The sequence below is a fragment of the Streptomyces sp. NPDC029216 genome (genome assembly GCF_040648015.1).
In the GTDB taxonomy this organism is placed as follows: domain Bacteria; phylum Actinomycetota; class Actinomycetes; order Streptomycetales; family Streptomycetaceae; genus Streptomyces.
The window spans coordinates 13227-30015 of the sequence record NZ_JBEZWL010000014.1; the positions used below are offsets into that span (position 1 = coordinate 13227).

Below are 16789 nucleotides of genomic sequence, written 5' to 3' on the forward strand. Positions count from 1 at the left end.
TTTCGATGCCGGTCACCATCGGCCGGATCGCTGTGCACCGGGCTGGCCGGTGGTCTCCCCGTACGGTCTTGGGAGACGGGGAACAGTACGGGCTGGTCGCTTCGGTCCCGGCAGGTCTTGGCCCCCTGGTCGGGGTGTGCCTGCGGTCCTCGGCGGGCTCGTGCCCCCGCGTGCCCTCGGCTGGGGGACGGCCTGGCCGGTAGCTCTCCGCGTCACGATCCTCTGGTCGTGTGCGGTCACACCTGGCCGACGCCGTGCCCCGTGTCCGAGGGCGCGCCTGCCGATCGCCACAGCGGCCGCGTGGTGGCCGGTGACGAGCGTCGTCTTCGATTGTCGCTGGAGCGGCTCCTTCCAGTGCTGGGCTCCCCAGCGGGAGGTGTAGGCGGGATCGACCGCAACGACGACGAGACCGGCATGGTGGGCCATGCCGCGTAGCCGCTCACGAAACTTCGCCGTCGGGAGGCCGGTGACCGTGCGGCGGAAGTCCTTGCCGCGTTTGCCGCGCCCCATGGTTTCCCGGCCAACGTCACGGGCCTCGGAAAAGCCCAGGTTTTCGATCGCCAGACCGCCACAGCCGTGTGTCTTGGCGAGGCCGATCAGTTCCGTGATGGCAGCCCGCAGCCGACCGTCGCTCTGGGATGCGGGGCCCGTCAGATCAGTGGGCACTGTCATCGGCCGGCCGACCGGGTTACCGTGCACGTCCACGACGCAGCCGGCGAGGTGCCCGGCGTTGAGGTCCACTGCCAGCAGCCGGATTCCTGCGGCGGCCAGTTCGGCAGGGGTCGGCAGCGCCGTCTTCGGCGTAGCCCAGGAGGCATCGAGGTACCAGCGGTCACGTTCCGGGTCGAACACGATGTCGTAGCGCACCGCCTGGTCGGCGATGGCGCGGTCCAGCCATTCGTCCCGGCGATGGCTGAAGGAGACGGAGCAGGCGAGCCGGTAGCGGCCGCGCGGCGCGTTCGCCAGATGTCGAAAAGGTGCGGGCAGAACGAAGGCAACCGTGCCGGTGGCCGGGTCCACGGTGATCGTGTAGTTCCCGTACGGCGCCCCGGACTCGCCGTCGGCGGTCAGGAACATGCGCCGCGCGTCCCATCGCTCGCGCCACGCGGCTTCGGTGATCCCAGCGGCGGCGAGGTGGTGTCGACCCTTCGCGAGCCTTCGGCCGCCAACGACGATCGACGGATGACCGGCCTCGATCCGCGACTCCACCTCGGTGAGGCGGGTGGTGAGGATCTGCAACCGGCGCTGCTTCTGTGCACGCTCATCCCCGCTCGCATAGCCGAGGACGCCGCCTGCACGCCGACCGCAGGGCGCCGCCAGACGTGCTCGGATCTTCGCGACGGCCCGGCGTAGAAACGCACGTTCGTCGAACAGGCATCGCAGGGAGAGCTGGTACTGGTCTTCGGACACACGGGTGATGGACCCCGCCCACCGGGACGAAGACGTCTTCGTCAGTGCGCGCTTGCGCTCTGCCCGCCGATTGTCCTTGACCGGCACCCTTCCTCGTTCACTCGTACGAGCTACCGGTCCCCGGCCCCCGGCCGAACGGCTGAAACTACCCCGTAGTAGGACTTCCTTCGCCCGACCTGGCGTGTCTACCGTGCCCCCATGACCTATACCGATGGTTTCGGTTACGCCGAGTACACCGCCGACGCGCGCCCCGGCTTCGCACGGCTGCTGGGCGACTGCGCCCGGATGGCCCCGCACTGGGCGGTCGAGCCGGAGGCCCGGCCCGGCCCGGTGGCACCCTCCCAGATCCACGGGATCAGCGTCCCGCCGGCCTCCGCCCGGCTGATCGCCGCCACAGCGGAGTACGGGGAGTAGGAGGAGGAAAGGGGAAGGGAACCGGATTCGCGGTCGGCGCGTCACACCCGCATCACGTACGGCGGGACACGCGAAGGAGCGAGCGGTGACCAGCGAACAACCCGACACATCACGCGCCACACGACGGCGGCCGGCCTGGGCCATCGGCTCCATCGCGGCCGCCGTCCTGCTGGCCGGCGGCGGCACGGCCTACTGGGCGTCGACGGCGTACGGGGACGCCCGGGGCGGCGGCAGCCGTACGGGTGACACCGCGGCCGTCGCCCCGCGTACCGCCGGGACCCCCTCCCGGCCCGGGATCGCCCCCGGGGAGCCGGACCCGAACGGCGGCGGGGTGACCTACCGGGCGGACGTCCCCCTGCCCCCGGCCCCGGCGAGCGCGCCCTCCTTCGCCGCGTCCGGGGAGGTGACCTCGGAGGAGGTGGCCCGGCTCGCGCAGGCCCTGGGGATCTCCGGCGCGCCCCGCCTCAGCGGGGAGCAGTGGCTGGCCGGTGAGACCGTCGACGGTGCGGGGCCCCGGCTGAGCGTCACCCGCAAGGCCCCGGGCACCTGGAGCTTCTCCCGCTTCCAGGGCCCCGGTGCGGGGGACGACTGCGTGCGCGGCAAGGACACCTGCGGCCCGGCCACGCTCCCCCAGGAGGGTTCGGGCGCGGCGAAGCAGGCCGCCCCGCAGGACTCCGGCGCCGGCAAGCCCGTCTCCGAGCAGGCCGCGAAGGCCGCCGCGGCGCCGGTGCTCGCGGCCGCCGGGCAGGGCGACGCGAAGGTGGACGCCCGTCTGGTGACGGGTTCGGTCCGGGTGGTGGTCGCCGACCCGGTGGTGGGCGGCCTGCCCACGCAGGGCTGGTCCAGCCGGATCAGCGTCGGGGCGGACGGCCAGGTGGTGGCGGGCAGCGGCGAGCTGAAGGCACCGGTCCGCACGGCCGAGCAGCCCGTGGTCGGGGCCGCCGAGGCGCTGGACCGCCTGAACGCCGCGAGCAAGGGCGGCGGTGACGGGACGGGTCCGGGCCCGAGTGGCTGCGCGACCTCGGTGCCGCTGACCCCGGACACCGCGACGGGGGCCACGGACACCCTGCCCTGCAACCCGGAGCCGCGCCCGATGAAGCCGCCGCGGACGGAGAGCGTGAAGGGGGCCGTGCTCGGGCTGACCGCGGGGACGGTGGACGGCGGGCGGGGCCTCGTACCGGCCTGGCTGTTCGAGGTCGCGGGCGCGGACGGGAAGCCGGGCCGTACGGTGGTCCAGCCGGCCGCGGCCAAGGAGGACGGTGGCACCCCCGCTCCGGTGCCCCCGCAGGGCCGCACCGTGCCCGGGTTCTCGTACGCGCAGGCCGACCGGACGCTGACGGTCAACTTCTGGGGCGGGGTGTGCAGCACCTACGCCCTGGAGGCCCGCGAGGAGGCCGGGTCGGTGCTGGTGAAGATCACGGAGACGCCGAACAAGCCCGGCCAGAACTACATCATGATCGCGAAGGACATGTCGGTCACGGCGCAGCTGCAGCAGCCGCTGGGCGACCGCAAGGTGGTCGACGCGACGACGGGCAAGCCCCTCCCCCGGCAGTAGGAGCGCACGCAGGAGGGTGGCACGCGCAAGGGCCCGGGCGCCGGTCGGATCGACCGGGGCCCGGGCCCTCTTCGTGCGCGTTCAGCCGGGTTTAGCTGAAGGAGTCGCCGCAGGCGCAGGAGCCGGTGGCGTTCGGGTTGTCGATCGTGAAGCCCTGCTTCTCGATGGTGTCGACGAAGTCGATGGAGGCGCCGCCCAGGTACGGGGCGCTCATGCGGTCGGTGACGACCTTGACACCGTCGAAGTCCTTGACGACGTCGCCGTCGAGGGAGCGCTCGTCGAAGAAGAGCTGGTAGCGCAGGCCGGAGCAGCCGCCGGGCTGGACGGCGACGCGCAGCGCCAGGTCATCGCGGCCTTCCTGCTCCAGCAGGGTACGGACCTTCTCGGCGGCGGCGTCGGACAGGAGGATGCCGTCGCTCACAGTGGTCTTGTCGTCCTGTACGGACATCTGCATTCACTCCCGAAGTGGGCGGCTCCCCGCCTTGAGGCTGGGGAAACGTCGGACTCTTGCCGTCGATGGCAACCAGCGGGACCGCGGTTTCATTCCGGGTCCGGCGCCTTGTTTCAGATATTCATGCTCGCACACCTGCGGGCGGCGGTGGACCCCTCGCGGAGGGCCGCTGGAGTGCGCCGTTCCGGAGCGAGGCGAATGCGTCACATCGACACTATCGCCATCGTCAAACTGACATGAAGCGGTTATGATAGATAACGTCATATAGACGAGAAGTCGAAGTGACGCCTTCGGAAGCCCTCTTCGGAAGGCACCCAGTCGTTGAACAGAAAGGGTGCGTGTCGTGACCACCGCCCAGCCCTTGGACGTCCAGCCGACGCCCCTTGCCCTGCTGCTGCTCGGGCGCGAGTCCGACCCCAAGAGCGAGCGCGGCGTGGAGTGCCCCGGCGACCTGCCCTCGCCGTCGGACCCGGACCTGGTGGCCCGCGCCCGCGCGGCCAAGGAGAAGCTCGGGGACAAGGTCTTCATCCTCGGGCACCACTACCAGCGCGACGAGGTCATCGAGTTCGCCGACGTCACCGGCGACTCCTTCAAGCTGGCCCGCGACGCGGCCGCCAAGCCGGAGGCCGAGTACATCGTCTTCTGCGGTGTGCACTTCATGGCCGAGTCCGCGGACATCCTGACCTCCGACGCCCAGAAGGTCGTCCTGCCCGACCTCGCGGCCGGCTGCTCGATGGCCGACATGGCCACCGCCGAGCAGGTCGCCGAGTGCTGGGACGTGCTGACCGAGGCCGGGGTCGCCGGCAGCACCGTGCCCGTCTCGTACATGAACTCCTCCGCCGACATCAAGGCCTTCACCGGCAAGCACGGCGGCACGATCTGTACGTCGTCCAACGCGAAGAAGGCCCTGGAGTGGGCCTTCGAGCAGGGCGAGAAGGTGCTCTTCCTCCCCGACCAGCACCTGGGCCGCAACACCGCCGTCCGCGACATGGGCATGTCCCTGGACGACTGCGTGGTCTACAACCCGCACAAGCCGAACGGCGGGCTGACCGCCGAGCAGCTGCGCGGCGCGAAGATGATCCTGTGGCGCGGCCACTGCTCGGTGCACGGCCGGTTCAGCCTTGACTCGGTCAACGACGTGCGCGAGCGCATCCCGGGCGTCAACGTGCTGGTGCACCCCGAGTGCAAGCACGAGGTCGTCGCGGCCGCGGACTACGTCGGCTCGACGGAGTACATCATCAAGGCGCTGGAGGCGGCCCCGGCCGGCTCCAAGTGGGCCATCGGCACCGAGCTGAACCTCGTCAAGCGGCTGGCGAACCGCTTCGCCGCCGAGGACAAGGAAGTCGTCTTCCTCGACAAGACGGTCTGCTTCTGCTCGACGATGAACCGCATCGACCTCCCCCACCTGGTGTGGACCCTGGAGTCCCTGGCCGAGGGCAACCTCGTCAACCAGATCCAGGTCGACAAGGAGACCGAGAGCTTCGCCAAGCTCGCGCTGGAGCGCATGCTCGCCCTCCCGTAGGCAGCGGCAGGAACGCGCACGAAGGGGCGCCCCCGGTGGGGGCGCCCCTTCGGCGTTCACGGGATCAGACCGTCACCCGGTCCTCGTCCGGGGACGGGACCACCGTCAGCCTGGCCTCGCGCCTGGCCGAGCGGCGCTCCCGCCGGCGCTCCTTGCGGAGCTCGATCACCGTGTACAGCGTCGGCACGAGCAGCAGCGTCAGCAGGGTGGAGCTGACCAGGCCGCCGATGACCACCACGGCGAGCGGCTGCGAGATGAAGCCCCCCTCGCCCGTGACCCCGAGCGCCATCGGGAGCAGGGCGAAGATCGTCGCCAGGGCCGTCATCAGGATCGGGCGCAGCCGGTGCCGACCGCCCTCGACGACCGCCTCGACCACGCCCAGGCCCTGGGCCCGGTACTGGTTGACCAGGTCGATCAGGACGATGGCGTTGGTCACGACGATGCCGATGAGCATCAGCATGCCGATCATCGCCGGGACGCCCATCGGGGTGCCGGTGGCGATGAGCAGGCCCAACGCGCCGGTGGCGGCGAAGGGGATGGAGACCAGCAGGATCAGCGGCTGGACCAGCGAGCGGAAGGTCGCGACCAGCAGCATGAAGACGATCGCGATGGCCGCGAGCATGGCCAGGCCCAGCGAGCCGAAGGCCTCGTCCTGGTCCTGGGAGACGCCGCCGATGGAGGCCGTGGCCCCGTCGGGCAGGTCCAGGGCCTTGAGCTTGGTCTGGAGGGCGGCGCTGACCGCGCCGGTGTTGTCACCGACCGGCTTGGCGGTGATGGTCGCGGCGCGGGCGCCGTCGATCCGGGTCATCGCGACCGGGCCGGGGACCTCCTTGACCTCGGCGATGTCGCCCAGCCTGGCCGGGCCGACGGGCAGGTCCCGCAGCTCCGCCAGGGTGGTGGCCGGGTGGGCGGAGCGGATGACGACGTCCCGCTCGGTGTTGTCCAGTACGGCCTTGCCGACCGGGTTGCCGCGGACGGCCTGGGCGACGAGCGCGCCCAGCGCGGCCTGGTTCAGGCCCGCCTCGGCGGTCTTCGGGGTGGCGGTGACCGAGATGCGGGGCACCGACTGGGCGAGGTCGCTCTGGACGTCGGTGACGTCCTCAAGGGTGGCCACCTCGGCGCGGACCTGCTCGGCGGCCTTGGCGAGGACGGCGCCGTCGCCGGCCTTGACGACCACGCTCAGGTTCTGGCTGCCGAAGCCGCCGCCCGCCGAGAGGGAGATGTCGCCGATGCCCTGGAGGTTGCCCAGGGCGTCCTGGATCCGCTGCTTGACGGCGTCGGACTGGCCGGCGTCGTCGAGGGTGACCTGGAAGGAGGCCTGGTTGGAGCCCGTACCGCCGCCGAAGGCCGCGAGGAAGCCGGAGGAGCCGACGGTGACCTGGTAGTCCTTGACGCCCTCGACGGAGGCCAGGGCCTTCTCCACCTTGCGGCTGGCCTCGTCAGAGGCGGCCAGCGAGGTGCCGGCGGGCAGTTCCTGCCTGACCGTCAGGACGTCCTGGTCGCCCTGGTCGAAGAAGTTGGTCTTCAGCAGCGGGGTCATCCCGAAGGTGGCGACCAGCACGACGACCGCGATCGCGACGCTGGTCAGGCGGCGCCGGGTGGCGAAGCCCAGGACCCGCACGTAGAGGCGCTGGAGACGGCTCTTCGCCTCCTTCTCCTCGGCCTCGCGGCGCGCCCGCTCCGGGTCCTGCGAGGTGCCCTTGGGGGCGCGCAGGAACCAGTACGAGAGCACCGGGACGACGGTCAGGGAGACCAGCAGCGAGGCCAGCAGGGCGGCGGTGACGGTGAGCGAGAAGGAGCCGAAGAGCTCGCCGATCATGCCGCCGACCAGGCCGATCGGCAGGAAGACGGCGACGGTGGTGAGCGTGGACGAGGTGACCGCGCCGGCGACTTCCTTGACGGCGGCGGTGATGGCGGCCTCGCGCTCCTCGCCGTAGCCGAGGTGGCGCTTGATGTTCTCCAGGACCACGATCGAGTCGTCGACGACCCGGCCGATGGCGATGGTGAGCGCGCCCAGCGTCAGCATGTTGAGCGACAGGTCGCGGGTCCACAGCACGATCAGGGCGAGGACCACGGACAGCGGGATGGACACGGCGGTGACCAGCGTCGAGCGGATCGAGGCCAGGAAGACCAGGATCACGATGACCGCGAAGGCCAGACCGAGCAGGCCTTCGGTGGTCAGGCCGGAGATGGAGCGGGCCACGGCCGGGCCCTGGTCGCTGACGACGGTCAGCTCGGCGCCGGAGCCGAGCTGGGAGCGCAGCTCGGGGAGCTTGTCCTTGACGGCGTCGGAGATGGCGACGGCGCTGCCGTCCTTGTCCATGGTGAGGACGAGGGCGAGGCTGGGCTTGCCGTTGGTGCGGGTGATCGAGTCGGCCCTGGCCGGCTCCTGCCGGACGGCGGCGACGTCGCCGAGGCGGACGACCGGCCTGCCGGGGCCGGCGGTCAGCCGGAGGTCCTCCAGCTGGGCGAGGGAGGTGTAGCCGGAGCCGACGCGGACGGTGCGGTTCTTGCCCTGCTCGTCGAAGGAGCCGGCGGGGACGGCCGCCCCGCCCGCCTTGAGGCCCTCCGCGAGGGCGGCGCCGTCGAGGCCGGCGGCGGCGAGCTTGGCGTTGTCGGGGGCGATGGTCACCTGGAGGTCGCGGACGCCCTCCACGCTGACCCGGCCGACGCCGTCGAGGTCCTCCAGGACGGGGACGACGGAACGGTTCAGCTGGTCGGCGAGCGCCTGCTGGTCCTTGTCGGAGGTGACGGCGAGGACGACGGTCGGGATGTCGTCGGTGGAGCCGGCGACCACCTGCGGGTCCACCTCGGCGGGCAGCCGGACGCGGGCCCGGTTGACGGCCTGCTGGACGTCGGCGACGAGCTGCTTGGTGCCGCTGTCGCCGTAGTCGAAGGTGGCCCGGATGAGGGCGTTGCCCTCACTGGCGGTGGAGGTGATGCCGGTGATGCCGTCGACGCCCTTGAGGGTGCTCTCGATCGGCTCGATGACCTGCTTCTCGACCACGTCGGGCGAGGCGCCCTGGTACGGCGCGAGCACGGAGACCATCGGCAGTTCGATGGACGGCAGCAGCTGCTGCTTGAGCTGCGGGATGGCTATGGCGCCGAAGAGCAGCGCGACGATCGACACGAGGCCGATCAGGGCTCTCTGGGCCAGGCTGAAGCGGGACAGCCAGGACATGGGTGTGGGATCTCTCTGCTGTGACGTGGGCGAGGGTCCTCCAGCCTCACCCACGCCGGACCGCGGCTGCGTCGGCCCCAGGTCCCGTCCTTATGCGCGGCATACCGCGCCCGCAGTACGCCGTCCTACTGCGGGCCGCGCGCGCCGCAGCGGGGCGGGGCACCTGCGGCGCACGGCGCGGCGCGCCGCAGGTCAGTCGACGCGGGGGCGGACCAGGCCCGATTCGTACGCGATGACCACCAATTGCGCCCGGTCGCGCGCCCCGAGCTTGGCCATGGCCCGGTTGACGTGCGTCTTCACGGTCAGCGGGCTGACCTCCAGGCGGGCGGCGATGCCGTCGTTGGAGAGGCCGGCGGCCACCAGGACGAGGACCTCGCGCTCGCGGCCGGTCAGCGCGGCCAGCCGTTCGGCGTGGGCCGAGCCGGCGGCGGGGGCGTCGGCGCGGCCGCCCTGGGCGAGGAAGCTGGCGATCAGCCCCTTGGTGGCGGCCGGGGAGAGCAGCGCCTCGCCGGCGGCCGCGACGCGGATGGCGTTGAGGAGCTCGTCGGGTTCGGCGCCCTTGCCGAGGAAGCCGGAGGCTCCGGCGCGCAGGGCCTGGACCACGTACTCGTCGACCTCGAAGGTGGTCAGCATGACGACCCGGACCCCGGCGAGGTCGGGGTCCTCGCTGATCAGGCGGGTGGCGGCGAGGCCGTCGGTGCCGGGCATGCGGATGTCCATGAGGACGACGTCCGCGCCCCGCTCGCGGGCGAGGGCGTAGGCCTGGGCCCCGTCGGAGGCCTCCCCGACCACCCGCATGTCGGGTTCGGAGTCGACGAGCACCTTGAACGCGCTGCGCAGCAGCGCCTGGTCGTCGGCGAGCAGCACCTTGATGGGGGCCCCGCCCCGCTCCTGAGCCTGGGTCTCGTCCACCCCCCGAGGGTACGCGGGCGGTGGGGCGCCGGATCAGCCGAGGGCGAGGACCACCAGGACGGCCGTCGCGGCGGCCTCGCAGACGGCTCCGAAGACGTCGCCGGTGACCCCGCCGAAGCGGTGCACGCAGCGGCGCAGCAGGAGTTCGGCGGTGAGCAGGGCCGCGAGGACGGCGGCCGCGTGCTGGGCGGCCGCGGGCGCTCCGGAGGGGAGGGCGGCCAGGGCGGCGGCGGCCACGACGAGGCCGGCCACTGCGGCGGCCGCGCGGTGCGGGACCACGCCCGCGACGGCCGCGCCGAGCCCCTCGGGCCGTGCGGCGGGCACGCCCCGGCGGGAGGCCAGGGTCATGGCGAGCCGGGCGGTGACGGCGGCGGTCACGGTGGCGAGCGCGCCCCGGATCCAGCCGTCGGCGTACGCGTCGGCGAGGGCGGCGACCTGGATCAGGAGGACGAACAGCAGGGAGATGACGCCGAAGGGGCCGATGTCGGACTGCTTCATGATGCGCAGGGCGTCGTCGGCGGGTTTGGCGCTGCCCAGCCCGTCGGCGGTGTCGGCCAGCCCGTCCAGGTGGAGTCCGCGGGTGAGGGCCGCCGGGACGGCGACGGTGACGGCCGCGGCGAGCAGGGGTCCGCCGCCGAGCAGCATCAGCAGCGTGCCGGGTACGGTGGCGAGCAGGCCCACGGCGAGGCCGGCCAGCGGGGCGCAGGCCATGCCGGTGCGGGCGGCGGGCCGGTCCCAGCGGGTGATGCGGGCGGGCAGGACGGTCAGCGTGCCGAAGGCGAAGCGGATCCCGTCGGCCAGCGAGGCGCGCTCCGTGGGCGGGGGCGGCGGTCGATCATCGGTCGAATCTGTCATCGGCGCGAACGCTACCCGCTTACCGTGAGCGGTAAATTGCTCATTACGTGTCATATCGGGAGCGGGTGTCGTGGGTCACTGGTGGGAGCGCAACATCGTCGAGCCGGGCAAGCTCCCGCTGCTGCTCGCCCTGTTGTCGTTCGTGCTGTCGTTCCTGGTCACACGGGTGATCACCCGGCTGATCCGGGCGGGCCGCGGACCGTTCAAGAACATCACCCCGGGCGGTCTGCACGTCCACCACGTGGTCCCGGGCGTGGTCCTGGTGATCATCGGCGGGTTCGGGGCGGTGGGCAGCGGCGGGCACAGTTTCGGCGCGGGCCTGTCGGCGGTGCTCTTCGGGCTGGGCGCCGGGCTGGTGCTGGACGAGTTCGCGCTGATCCTGCACCTCGACGACGTCTACTGGAGCGAGCAGGGCCGCAAGAGCGTGGAGATCGTGGTGCTGACGGCCGCGGTGGTCGCGCTGGTGCTGGGCGGGTTCCTGCCGTTCGGGGTCAACGAGCTGACCCCCGGGGAGCGGCACAGCCGCGGGATCGTGGTCATGAACACCGCCACCAACTTCTTCCTGGCGCTGATCGCCCTGTGGAAGGGAAAGCCGCGTACGGCGGTCTTCGGGACGGTCATCCCCTTCGTCGCGCTGATCGGCGCCATCCGGCTGGCCCGGCCCGGGTCCCCGTACGCGAGGCGGTTCTACGCGCACCGGCCGCGCGCCCGCGCCAGGGCGGGGCTGCGGGCCTTCCACCACGACCGGCGCTGGGCCCGGCCCCGGCGCAGGTTCGAGAACTTCATCAGCGGACTGTCCGATCCGGAGCGGGACCGGGACCGGGAGAAGAGCGGCGGCTCCGGCGGCGGTCCGGGGCACGGCTGCGGCTGACGCGGAAGGGTCCGCCCCCGGCGCGGGGGCGGACCCTTCCTCAGGTCGGTGAGTGGCGCGCTGGTGTCGGTGGGCCGGCGCGCGCGGGCGCCGTCAGCCCGGGATCAGGCCGTCGTCGCTGAGCATGTCCCGGACCTCCGCCAGGGTCGCGTCGGGCCCGGGGAGGATCAGTTCGGAGGGCTCCAGCGCGTCGTCGGGCAGCGGGGTGCCCAGGCGGCGTACGGCGTGGAGCAGCGCGACCAGCGTGCGCCGGAAGCCCGGCTCGTCGCCGGACTCCATCTCCTCCAGGAGTTCGTCGTCCAGCTTGTTGAGCTCGATGAGGTGGCCGTCGTCCACCTTCACCTGGCCTTCCCCCATGATGCGGACAATCATGACGGGCCCCTGTCCTACTGCTTGTCGAACCGGTGCTGGGTCTGCTGCGGCTGGGCGGTGCCCGGGGCGCCGCCCTCGATGGCCTGCTGCTGCGCGGACGGGCCGCCGGCCAGCTCCGCCTTCATCCGCTGGAGCTCCAGCTCGACGTCGTTGCCGCCGGAGAGGCGGTCGAGTTCGGCCTGGATGTCGTCCTTGGAGCCCAGCCCGCTCTGGTCGTCCAGGGCGCCGGAGGCCAGCAGCTCGTCGATCGCGCCCGCACGGGCCTGGAGCTGGGCCGTCTTGTCCTCGGCCCGCTGGATGGCCAGGCCGACGTCGCTCATCTCCTCGGAGATGCCGGAGAAGGACTCCGCGATCCGGGTCTGGGCCTGGGCGGCGGTGTAGGTGGCCTTGATGGTCTCCTTCTTCGTCCGGAAGGCGTCCACCTTGGCCTGGAGGCGCTGCGAGGCGAGCGTCAGCTTCTCCTCCTCGCCCTGGAGGGTCTGGTGCTGCACCTGGAGGTCGCTGACCTGCTGCTGGAGGGAGGAACGGCGGGACAGGGCCTCGCGGGCCAGGTCCTCGCGGCCCAGGGCGAGGGCCTTGCGGCCCTGGTCCTCCAGCTTGGCGGACTGGCTCTGCAGCTGGTTGAGCTGCAGCTCCAGGCGCTTGCGGGAGGTCGCCACGTCGGCGACGCCGCGGCGCACCTTCTGCAGGAGCTCCAGCTGCTTCTGGTAGGAGTAGTCGAGGGTTTCGCGCGGGTCCTCGGCCCGGTCAAGGGCCTTGTTCGCCTTCGCGCGGAAGATCATCCCCATACGCTTCATGACACCGCTCATGGGCTTCGCGCGCCCCCTTCTAGACGGACTGTGCTCCAGGTCACCGACAGGACCCACAGTACGGGCCCTGCTTCCATTACCGCACTGTTCGAGTACGGATGCGCTCCTCCTCCAGGACGAGTACCCCAGCGCCGTATCAGGCGTAAGGAGTAGGTGACCCCCGAGGGCCTCAGGAGCCTCGTACGGAGTAGACGCCCGCCGTTGCCGGATCGTTCCCCGCCGAGGTGGGCCGCCCGGCCTCGACCACGTAGGGTTGTGTCTGTGTTTGGTAGCCGCTCCTCCAAGGAAGAGAAGGCCTCCGCCACCGAAAAGGTGAGCGCCGGCCTCTCGCAGCCCCGTGACCCGCAGGCCCCCAAGGGCCGCCCGACGCCGAAGCGTGCTGTGGCCCAGTCGCAGCGCAAGGCCGTCGTGGCCTCGACCGGCAACCGCAAGGAGGACGCGCGGCGGGCCCGCGAACGCCGCCGGGAAGAGATGACCAGGCAGCGCGAAGCGCTGGCCAACGGCGACGAGCGCTATCTGCCCGCCCGGGACAAGGGCCCCGTCCGCCGGTTCGTCCGCGACTTCGTGGACTCCCGCTTCTCGGTCGCCGAGATGTTCCTGCCGCTGGCCGTGATCATCCTCGTCCTGAGCATGATCCGGGTCCCGTCGATCCAGAACGTCGCGCTGCTGCTGTGGCTCGGCGTGATCGTCCTGATCGTCCTGGACTCGATCGGCCTGGTCTTCCGCCTGCGCAAGGCGCTGAACGAGCGGTTCGCGAACGAGCCCCGCCGCGGCGCCGTCGCCTACGGCCTGATGCGCACCCTCCAGATGCGCCGCCTGCGTCTGCCCAAGCCGCAGGTCAAGCGCGGGGAACGGCCCTGACCGGAGCGACGCCCGGCACGTCTGGGGCGTCGAAGGGGGAGGGCTTCTCGGGGGGAGCCCGACTGTGGCTGGAGGGCCTGGGCGGACTGCGCAACGCCGTCCGCCAGGAACTCGTGGGCCGGCAGGTCGAGGAACAGATCACGCAGCGCTTCCCGGTGGGACAGCGGCTGCGCGTCCTCGACGTCGGCATGGGCCAGGGCACCCAGGCACTGCGCCTCGCCCGCGCCGGGCACATGGTCACCGGTCTGGAACAGGACGCCGCCATGCTGGCGGTGGCCCACGCGGCGCTGGCCGCCGAGCCGGCCGGGATCCGCGACCGGGTCGAGCTGATCGAGGGCGACGGCCGGGAGACCGGCGCGCACTTCGGGCCCGGCAGCTTCGACGTGGTGCTGTGCCACGGAGTACTGATGTACGTGTCCGAGGCCGACGCCATGCTCGCCGGGCTCGCCCGGATGTTGGCGCCGGGCGGACTCCTGTCCCTGCTGGTGCGCAACGGCGACGCGCTCGCGCTGCGGCCGGGGCTGTCCGGGGACTGGGCGGGGGCGCTGGCCGCCTTCGACACCGTCGACTACACGAACCGGCTCGGCCTGCAGGTACGGGCCGACCGGCTGGCCGACCTGACGGCCACGCTCTCGGGGATCGGGGCGCCGCTGCACACCTGGTACGGGGTGCGGGTGTTCACCGACGGCACCGAGGCCGCCGCCGAGCTGCCGCCCGAGGAGGAGCTGGAGCGGTTGCTCGCCGCCGAGGAGCGGGCGGGCCGGACCGATCCGTACCGGTCGGTCGCGGCGCTGCTGCACTTGTGCGGGGTGCGGGGCTGACGGAGCCGGCGCAACGGAGAACCCCCGGGGTCCGCCCCGGGGGTTCCGCACGTCAGGACGTCACGCCTCCGCTGCCGCGCTGAGGCTCATCTGGTAGATCTCCGACGTGTCCTCGAACAGGGTCACCCGCTCCGCACCGCCGTCCAGGAGCTCCTTCCAGACCTCGCCGATCCAGGACTCCGCGTCGCCCTGGGTGGTGAACTCCTCCGGTTCCACCGCCGGGGCCACCTCCGTGCCGTCGGCCGCCTCGAACCGCCACGTCCACGCCATGTCCGCCTCCGTTGCTCGTCCGCTACTCGCCTTGAGTGTGCCCGCAGCGTAACCGGGCGCGCACCAGTACCGGCGAAGCGAGAGGATCTCCGTGTGGAACTCACTCTCCTCGGCACCGGTACCCCTGAAGGACTGCCCCGCCCCGGCTGTCCCTGCGCCGTCTGCGCGGTCTCCGTCGGCACCCGGGCGCGCGGTGCGACCTCCGTCCTCGTCGACGGCGCCCTGCTCCTCGACCTCACCCCCGGGGCGGTGCTCGCCGGGGCCCGCGCCGGGCACTCGCTGGCCGTCGTACGGCAGGTGCTGCTGACGCACCCGCACGACGGGCCGGCCGTCGAGCTGCCGCCCGGACTGCCCGCCGCCGGGCGGGTGCCGGACGGGCGGGAGCTCGCGGTGATCAGCGGGCACCGGGTGCGGGCCGTGCCGATGGACGCGCCGGGGACCGGGTACGAGGTCACCGGCCCGGACGGGAGCCGGCTGCTGTACCTGCCGCCCGGCGGGGCCCCCGCCGGCACCGAGGGCACCCTCGCGCAGCGCCCGTACGACGTGGTCCTGGCGGACGTGCTCGGCCGGCCCGAGGCCCTGGCCCGGCTGCGGGCCACCGGGGCCGTCGGCCCGGCCACCGACGTGATCGCCGTCCACCTGGACCACGGCATCCCGCCCGGCCGGGAGCTGGAGCGCCGCTGCGCCGCCGCCGGGGCCCGCGCCGTGCCCGACGGCACCACGGTGGTGACCGGCGAGTACCACGCCGTACCGGACGTGCCCCGCCGCACCCTGGTGCTGGGCGGGGCCCGCTCCGGCAAGTCCGTCGAGGCCGAACGGCGCCTGGAGGCCTTCCCCGAGGTCACGTACGTCGCCACCGGCGGCACCCGCGACGGTGACGCGGAATGGGCCCAGCGCGTGGGCCTCCACCGGGAACGGCGTCCCGCCACCTGGCGGACCGCCGAGACCTGCGAGCTGGTGCCGCTGCTGGAGCAGCCGGGCCCGCCCCTGCTCATCGACTGCCTCGCGCTGTGGCTCACCGACGCCATGGACCGGGCCGGGGCCTGGGACGACGCCGTCTGGGCGGCCGGCGGCCAGACGGAACTGCGCGAACGGATGGCGGACCTGGTGGCCGCGGTCCGCGCGACCCGGCGCACGGTGGTGCTCGTGAGCAACGAGGTGGGCTCCGGGGTGGTCCCGGCGACCGCGTCCGGACGGCGGTTCCGCGACGAGCTCGGCCGCCTCAACAGCCAGGTCGCGGGCGAGTGCGAACACGTCCTCCTCGTGGTCGCGGGACAGGCGGTCACCCTGAGGGAACAGCCGTCGTGACGGATCGGCAGCCGCCCCCCTGAGCACGGTCCGGGCGGCTGTAATCTCTGGCAGATGACCACGCTGAATCTCGACGACTTCTCCGATCTGATCGAACGCCCCGACGGGGGCGTCCGACGTGACGCCGAGGAGCGTCGTGGGCGCCTCGCCGTGCCGCCCGGCGCCCTGGGCCGGCTCGACGAGCTCGCCGAGTGGCTGGCCGCCGCGCAGGGCCGGGTTCCGGTCAAGCCGATCGAGCGGCCGCGGGTCGTCCTGTTCGCCGCCGACCACGGCATCGCCGCCCAGGGCGTCTCCGCCCGGCCCGCGGGCAGCGCCCACGAACTGGTGCGCGCGGTGCTCGACGGGAGCAGCCCGGTGGCGGTCCTGGCCCAGCGCTTCGGCGCCGGCGTCCGCATCGTCGACGCGGGCCTGGACTGCGACCCCGGGCTGCTGCCCGAGGACGTGGTCCGCCACCGCGTACGGCGCGGCAGCGGACGCATCGACGTCGAGGACGCCCTCACGGCCGAGGAGGCCGAGGCCGCGCTGAAGCTCGGCATCCGCATCGCCGACGAGGAGGCCGACTCCGGTACGGACCTCGTCGTCCTCGGCGACCTCAGCGTGGGCGGCACCACCGTGGCGGCCACCCTGGTCGCCGCACTGTGCGGCACCGACGCCTCCGTGGTCACCGGCCGCGGCGGCCTGCCGATCGACGACCTGGCCTGGATGCGCAAGTGCGCCGCCATCCGCGACTCGCTGCGCCGCGCCCGCCCGGTGCTCGGCGACCAGACGGCGCTGCTGGCGGCGGTCGGCGGCGCGGACGTCGCCGCCATCACCGGCTTCCTGCTCCAGTGCGCGGTCCGCCGCACACCCGTCATCCTCGACGGGGTCGTCTCGGCGGCCTGCGGGCTGGTGGCCCAGCGGGCCGCCTTCCGCGCCCCGGACTGGTGGCTCGCCGGCCAGAGCAGCGGGGAGCCGGGCCAGGCGAAGGCACTGGACCGGATGGCGCTCAACCCGGTGCTCGACCACGGCGTCACAGTGGGAGAGGGAACCGGGGCCCTGCTGGCGCTCCCCCTGGTCCAGGCGGCCGCCGCGCTCGCGGCGGAGCTTCCGGAGAAGACGGCCGAGGAGCAGCCGACGGACCAGAAGACGGACTGAAAGTACCGGGCACCACGGGCCTGACCAGTCCGCAGTGCTCGTA

The 16789-nt window shown here is 72.8% G+C and carries 16 protein-coding genes; 8 read left to right on the forward strand and 8 right to left on the reverse strand.

Annotation, left to right across the window (positions count from 1 at the left end; genetic code table 11):
• Nucleotides 1-12: 12 nt before the first annotated feature.
• The gene (locus AB0F18_RS08270; protein WP_362056263.1) at nucleotides 13-1410 is read right to left on the reverse strand and encodes a hypothetical protein; all 1398 of its coding nucleotides are present in this window, start codon (nucleotides 1408-1410) and stop codon (nucleotides 13-15) included.
• A 198-nt stretch (nucleotides 1411-1608) separates the two neighbouring features.
• Between AB0F18_RS08270 and AB0F18_RS08275 the strand changes: the two genes are divergently transcribed.
• Together AB0F18_RS08275 and AB0F18_RS08280 are read left to right on the forward strand one after the other, a co-directional pair.
• Nucleotides 1609-1824 (forward strand): hypothetical protein, encoded by a 216-nt coding sequence (locus AB0F18_RS08275; RefSeq protein ID WP_362056264.1) that lies wholly within the window; start codon nucleotides 1609-1611, stop codon nucleotides 1822-1824.
• A gap of 85 nt (nucleotides 1825-1909) precedes the next feature.
• Nucleotides 1910-3379 carry a hypothetical protein gene (locus AB0F18_RS08280; protein ID WP_362056266.1) on the forward strand — a complete coding sequence of 490 codons (1470 nt, stop codon included), beginning with the start codon at nucleotides 1910-1912 and terminating at the stop codon, nucleotides 3377-3379.
• Nucleotides 3380-3470: 91 nt separating this feature from the next.
• Here the strand turns inward: AB0F18_RS08280 and AB0F18_RS08285 are convergent, their stop codons facing one another.
• Complete coding sequence (locus AB0F18_RS08285; protein ID WP_030029080.1) at nucleotides 3471-3827, reverse strand: iron-sulfur cluster assembly accessory protein; 357 nt, start codon at nucleotides 3825-3827, stop codon at nucleotides 3471-3473.
• A gap of 337 nt (nucleotides 3828-4164) precedes the next feature.
• On the opposite strand from AB0F18_RS08285, the gene nadA reads away from it, so the two are divergent.
• Nucleotides 4165-5352 (forward strand): quinolinate synthase NadA, encoded by a 1188-nt coding sequence (nadA, locus tag AB0F18_RS08290; RefSeq protein ID WP_362056268.1) that lies wholly within the window; start codon nucleotides 4165-4167, stop codon nucleotides 5350-5352.
• A 64-nt stretch (nucleotides 5353-5416) separates the two neighbouring features.
• Here nadA and AB0F18_RS08295 read toward each other — a convergent pair whose 3' ends face one another.
• The 3 genes from AB0F18_RS08295 to AB0F18_RS08305 form a co-directional block, all read right to left on the reverse strand.
• Nucleotides 5417-8533, reverse strand: a complete 3117-nt coding sequence (locus AB0F18_RS08295; protein WP_362056270.1) for an efflux RND transporter permease subunit — start codon at nucleotides 8531-8533, stop codon at nucleotides 5417-5419.
• A 192-nt stretch (nucleotides 8534-8725) separates the two neighbouring features.
• Nucleotides 8726-9445, reverse strand: coding sequence for a response regulator transcription factor (locus tag AB0F18_RS08300; protein WP_362056272.1), 720 nt, complete (start codon nucleotides 9443-9445; stop codon nucleotides 8726-8728).
• Between the two features lie 33 nt (nucleotides 9446-9478).
• A complete protein-coding gene (locus AB0F18_RS08305) occupies nucleotides 9479-10300 on the reverse strand; it encodes an adenosylcobinamide-GDP ribazoletransferase (protein ID WP_362056274.1) in 822 nt (273 codons plus the stop codon).
• 70 nt (nucleotides 10301-10370) lie between these two features.
• Between AB0F18_RS08305 and AB0F18_RS08310 the strand changes: the two genes are divergently transcribed.
• Complete coding sequence (locus tag AB0F18_RS08310) at nucleotides 10371-11171, forward strand: hypothetical protein (RefSeq protein ID WP_362056276.1); 801 nt, start codon at nucleotides 10371-10373, stop codon at nucleotides 11169-11171.
• Between the two features lie 93 nt (nucleotides 11172-11264).
• Here AB0F18_RS08310 and AB0F18_RS08315 read toward each other — a convergent pair whose 3' ends face one another.
• Both AB0F18_RS08315 and AB0F18_RS08320 read right to left on the reverse strand, forming a co-directional pair.
• Nucleotides 11265-11543, reverse strand: a complete 279-nt coding sequence (locus AB0F18_RS08315) for a hypothetical protein (protein ID WP_362056278.1) — start codon at nucleotides 11541-11543, stop codon at nucleotides 11265-11267.
• 14 nt (nucleotides 11544-11557) lie between these two features.
• A complete protein-coding gene (locus AB0F18_RS08320) occupies nucleotides 11558-12352 on the reverse strand; it encodes a PspA/IM30 family protein (protein ID WP_362056280.1) in 795 nt (264 codons plus the stop codon).
• 261 nt (nucleotides 12353-12613) lie between these two features.
• Between AB0F18_RS08320 and AB0F18_RS08325 the strand changes: the two genes are divergently transcribed.
• Together AB0F18_RS08325 and AB0F18_RS08330 are read left to right on the forward strand one after the other, a co-directional pair.
• Nucleotides 12614-13213, forward strand: a complete 600-nt coding sequence (locus tag AB0F18_RS08325; RefSeq protein WP_362056282.1) for a DUF3043 domain-containing protein — start codon at nucleotides 12614-12616, stop codon at nucleotides 13211-13213.
• Nucleotides 13214-13326: 113 nt separating this feature from the next.
• Entirely contained in the window at nucleotides 13327-14034 is a 708-nt protein-coding gene (locus AB0F18_RS08330) for a class I SAM-dependent methyltransferase (protein ID WP_362056284.1), read from the forward strand.
• Between the two features lie 60 nt (nucleotides 14035-14094).
• Here the strand turns inward: AB0F18_RS08330 and AB0F18_RS08335 are convergent, their stop codons facing one another.
• Nucleotides 14095-14304, reverse strand: a complete 210-nt coding sequence (locus tag AB0F18_RS08335; RefSeq protein ID WP_362056286.1) for a hypothetical protein — start codon at nucleotides 14302-14304, stop codon at nucleotides 14095-14097.
• A gap of 93 nt (nucleotides 14305-14397) precedes the next feature.
• Between AB0F18_RS08335 and AB0F18_RS08340 the strand changes: the two genes are divergently transcribed.
• Together AB0F18_RS08340 and cobT are read left to right on the forward strand one after the other, a co-directional pair.
• Nucleotides 14398-15612 carry a bifunctional adenosylcobinamide kinase/adenosylcobinamide-phosphate guanylyltransferase gene (locus AB0F18_RS08340; RefSeq protein ID WP_362056288.1) on the forward strand — a complete coding sequence of 405 codons (1215 nt, stop codon included), beginning with the start codon at nucleotides 14398-14400 and terminating at the stop codon, nucleotides 15610-15612.
• 54 nt (nucleotides 15613-15666) lie between these two features.
• Entirely contained in the window at nucleotides 15667-16746 is a 1080-nt protein-coding gene (cobT, locus tag AB0F18_RS08345; protein WP_362056290.1) for a nicotinate-nucleotide--dimethylbenzimidazole phosphoribosyltransferase, read from the forward strand.
• The last annotated feature ends 43 nt before the right edge of the window (nucleotides 16747-16789 follow it).

Coding starts and splice junctions, on each gene's coding strand:
- cobT (WP_362056290.1), top strand. CDS start 15,667: ATGACCACGCTGAATCTCGACGACTTCTCCGATCTGATCGAACGCCCC.
- AB0F18_RS08295 (WP_362056270.1), bottom strand. CDS start 8,533: ATGTCCTGGCTGTCCCGCTTCAGCCTGGCCCAGAGAGCCCTGATCGGC.
- AB0F18_RS08275 (WP_362056264.1), top strand. CDS start 1,609: ATGACCTATACCGATGGTTTCGGTTACGCCGAGTACACCGCCGACGCG.
- AB0F18_RS08305 (WP_362056274.1), bottom strand. CDS start 10,300: ATGACAGATTCGACCGATGATCGACCGCCGCCCCCGCCCACGGAGCGC.
- AB0F18_RS08315 (WP_362056278.1), bottom strand. CDS start 11,543: ATGATTGTCCGCATCATGGGGGAAGGCCAGGTGAAGGTGGACGACGGC.
- AB0F18_RS08335 (WP_362056286.1), bottom strand. CDS start 14,304: ATGGCGTGGACGTGGCGGTTCGAGGCGGCCGACGGCACGGAGGTGGCC.
- AB0F18_RS08285 (WP_030029080.1), bottom strand. CDS start 3,827: ATGTCCGTACAGGACGACAAGACCACTGTGAGCGACGGCATCCTCCTG.
- AB0F18_RS08320 (WP_362056280.1), bottom strand. CDS start 12,352: ATGAGCGGTGTCATGAAGCGTATGGGGATGATCTTCCGCGCGAAGGCG.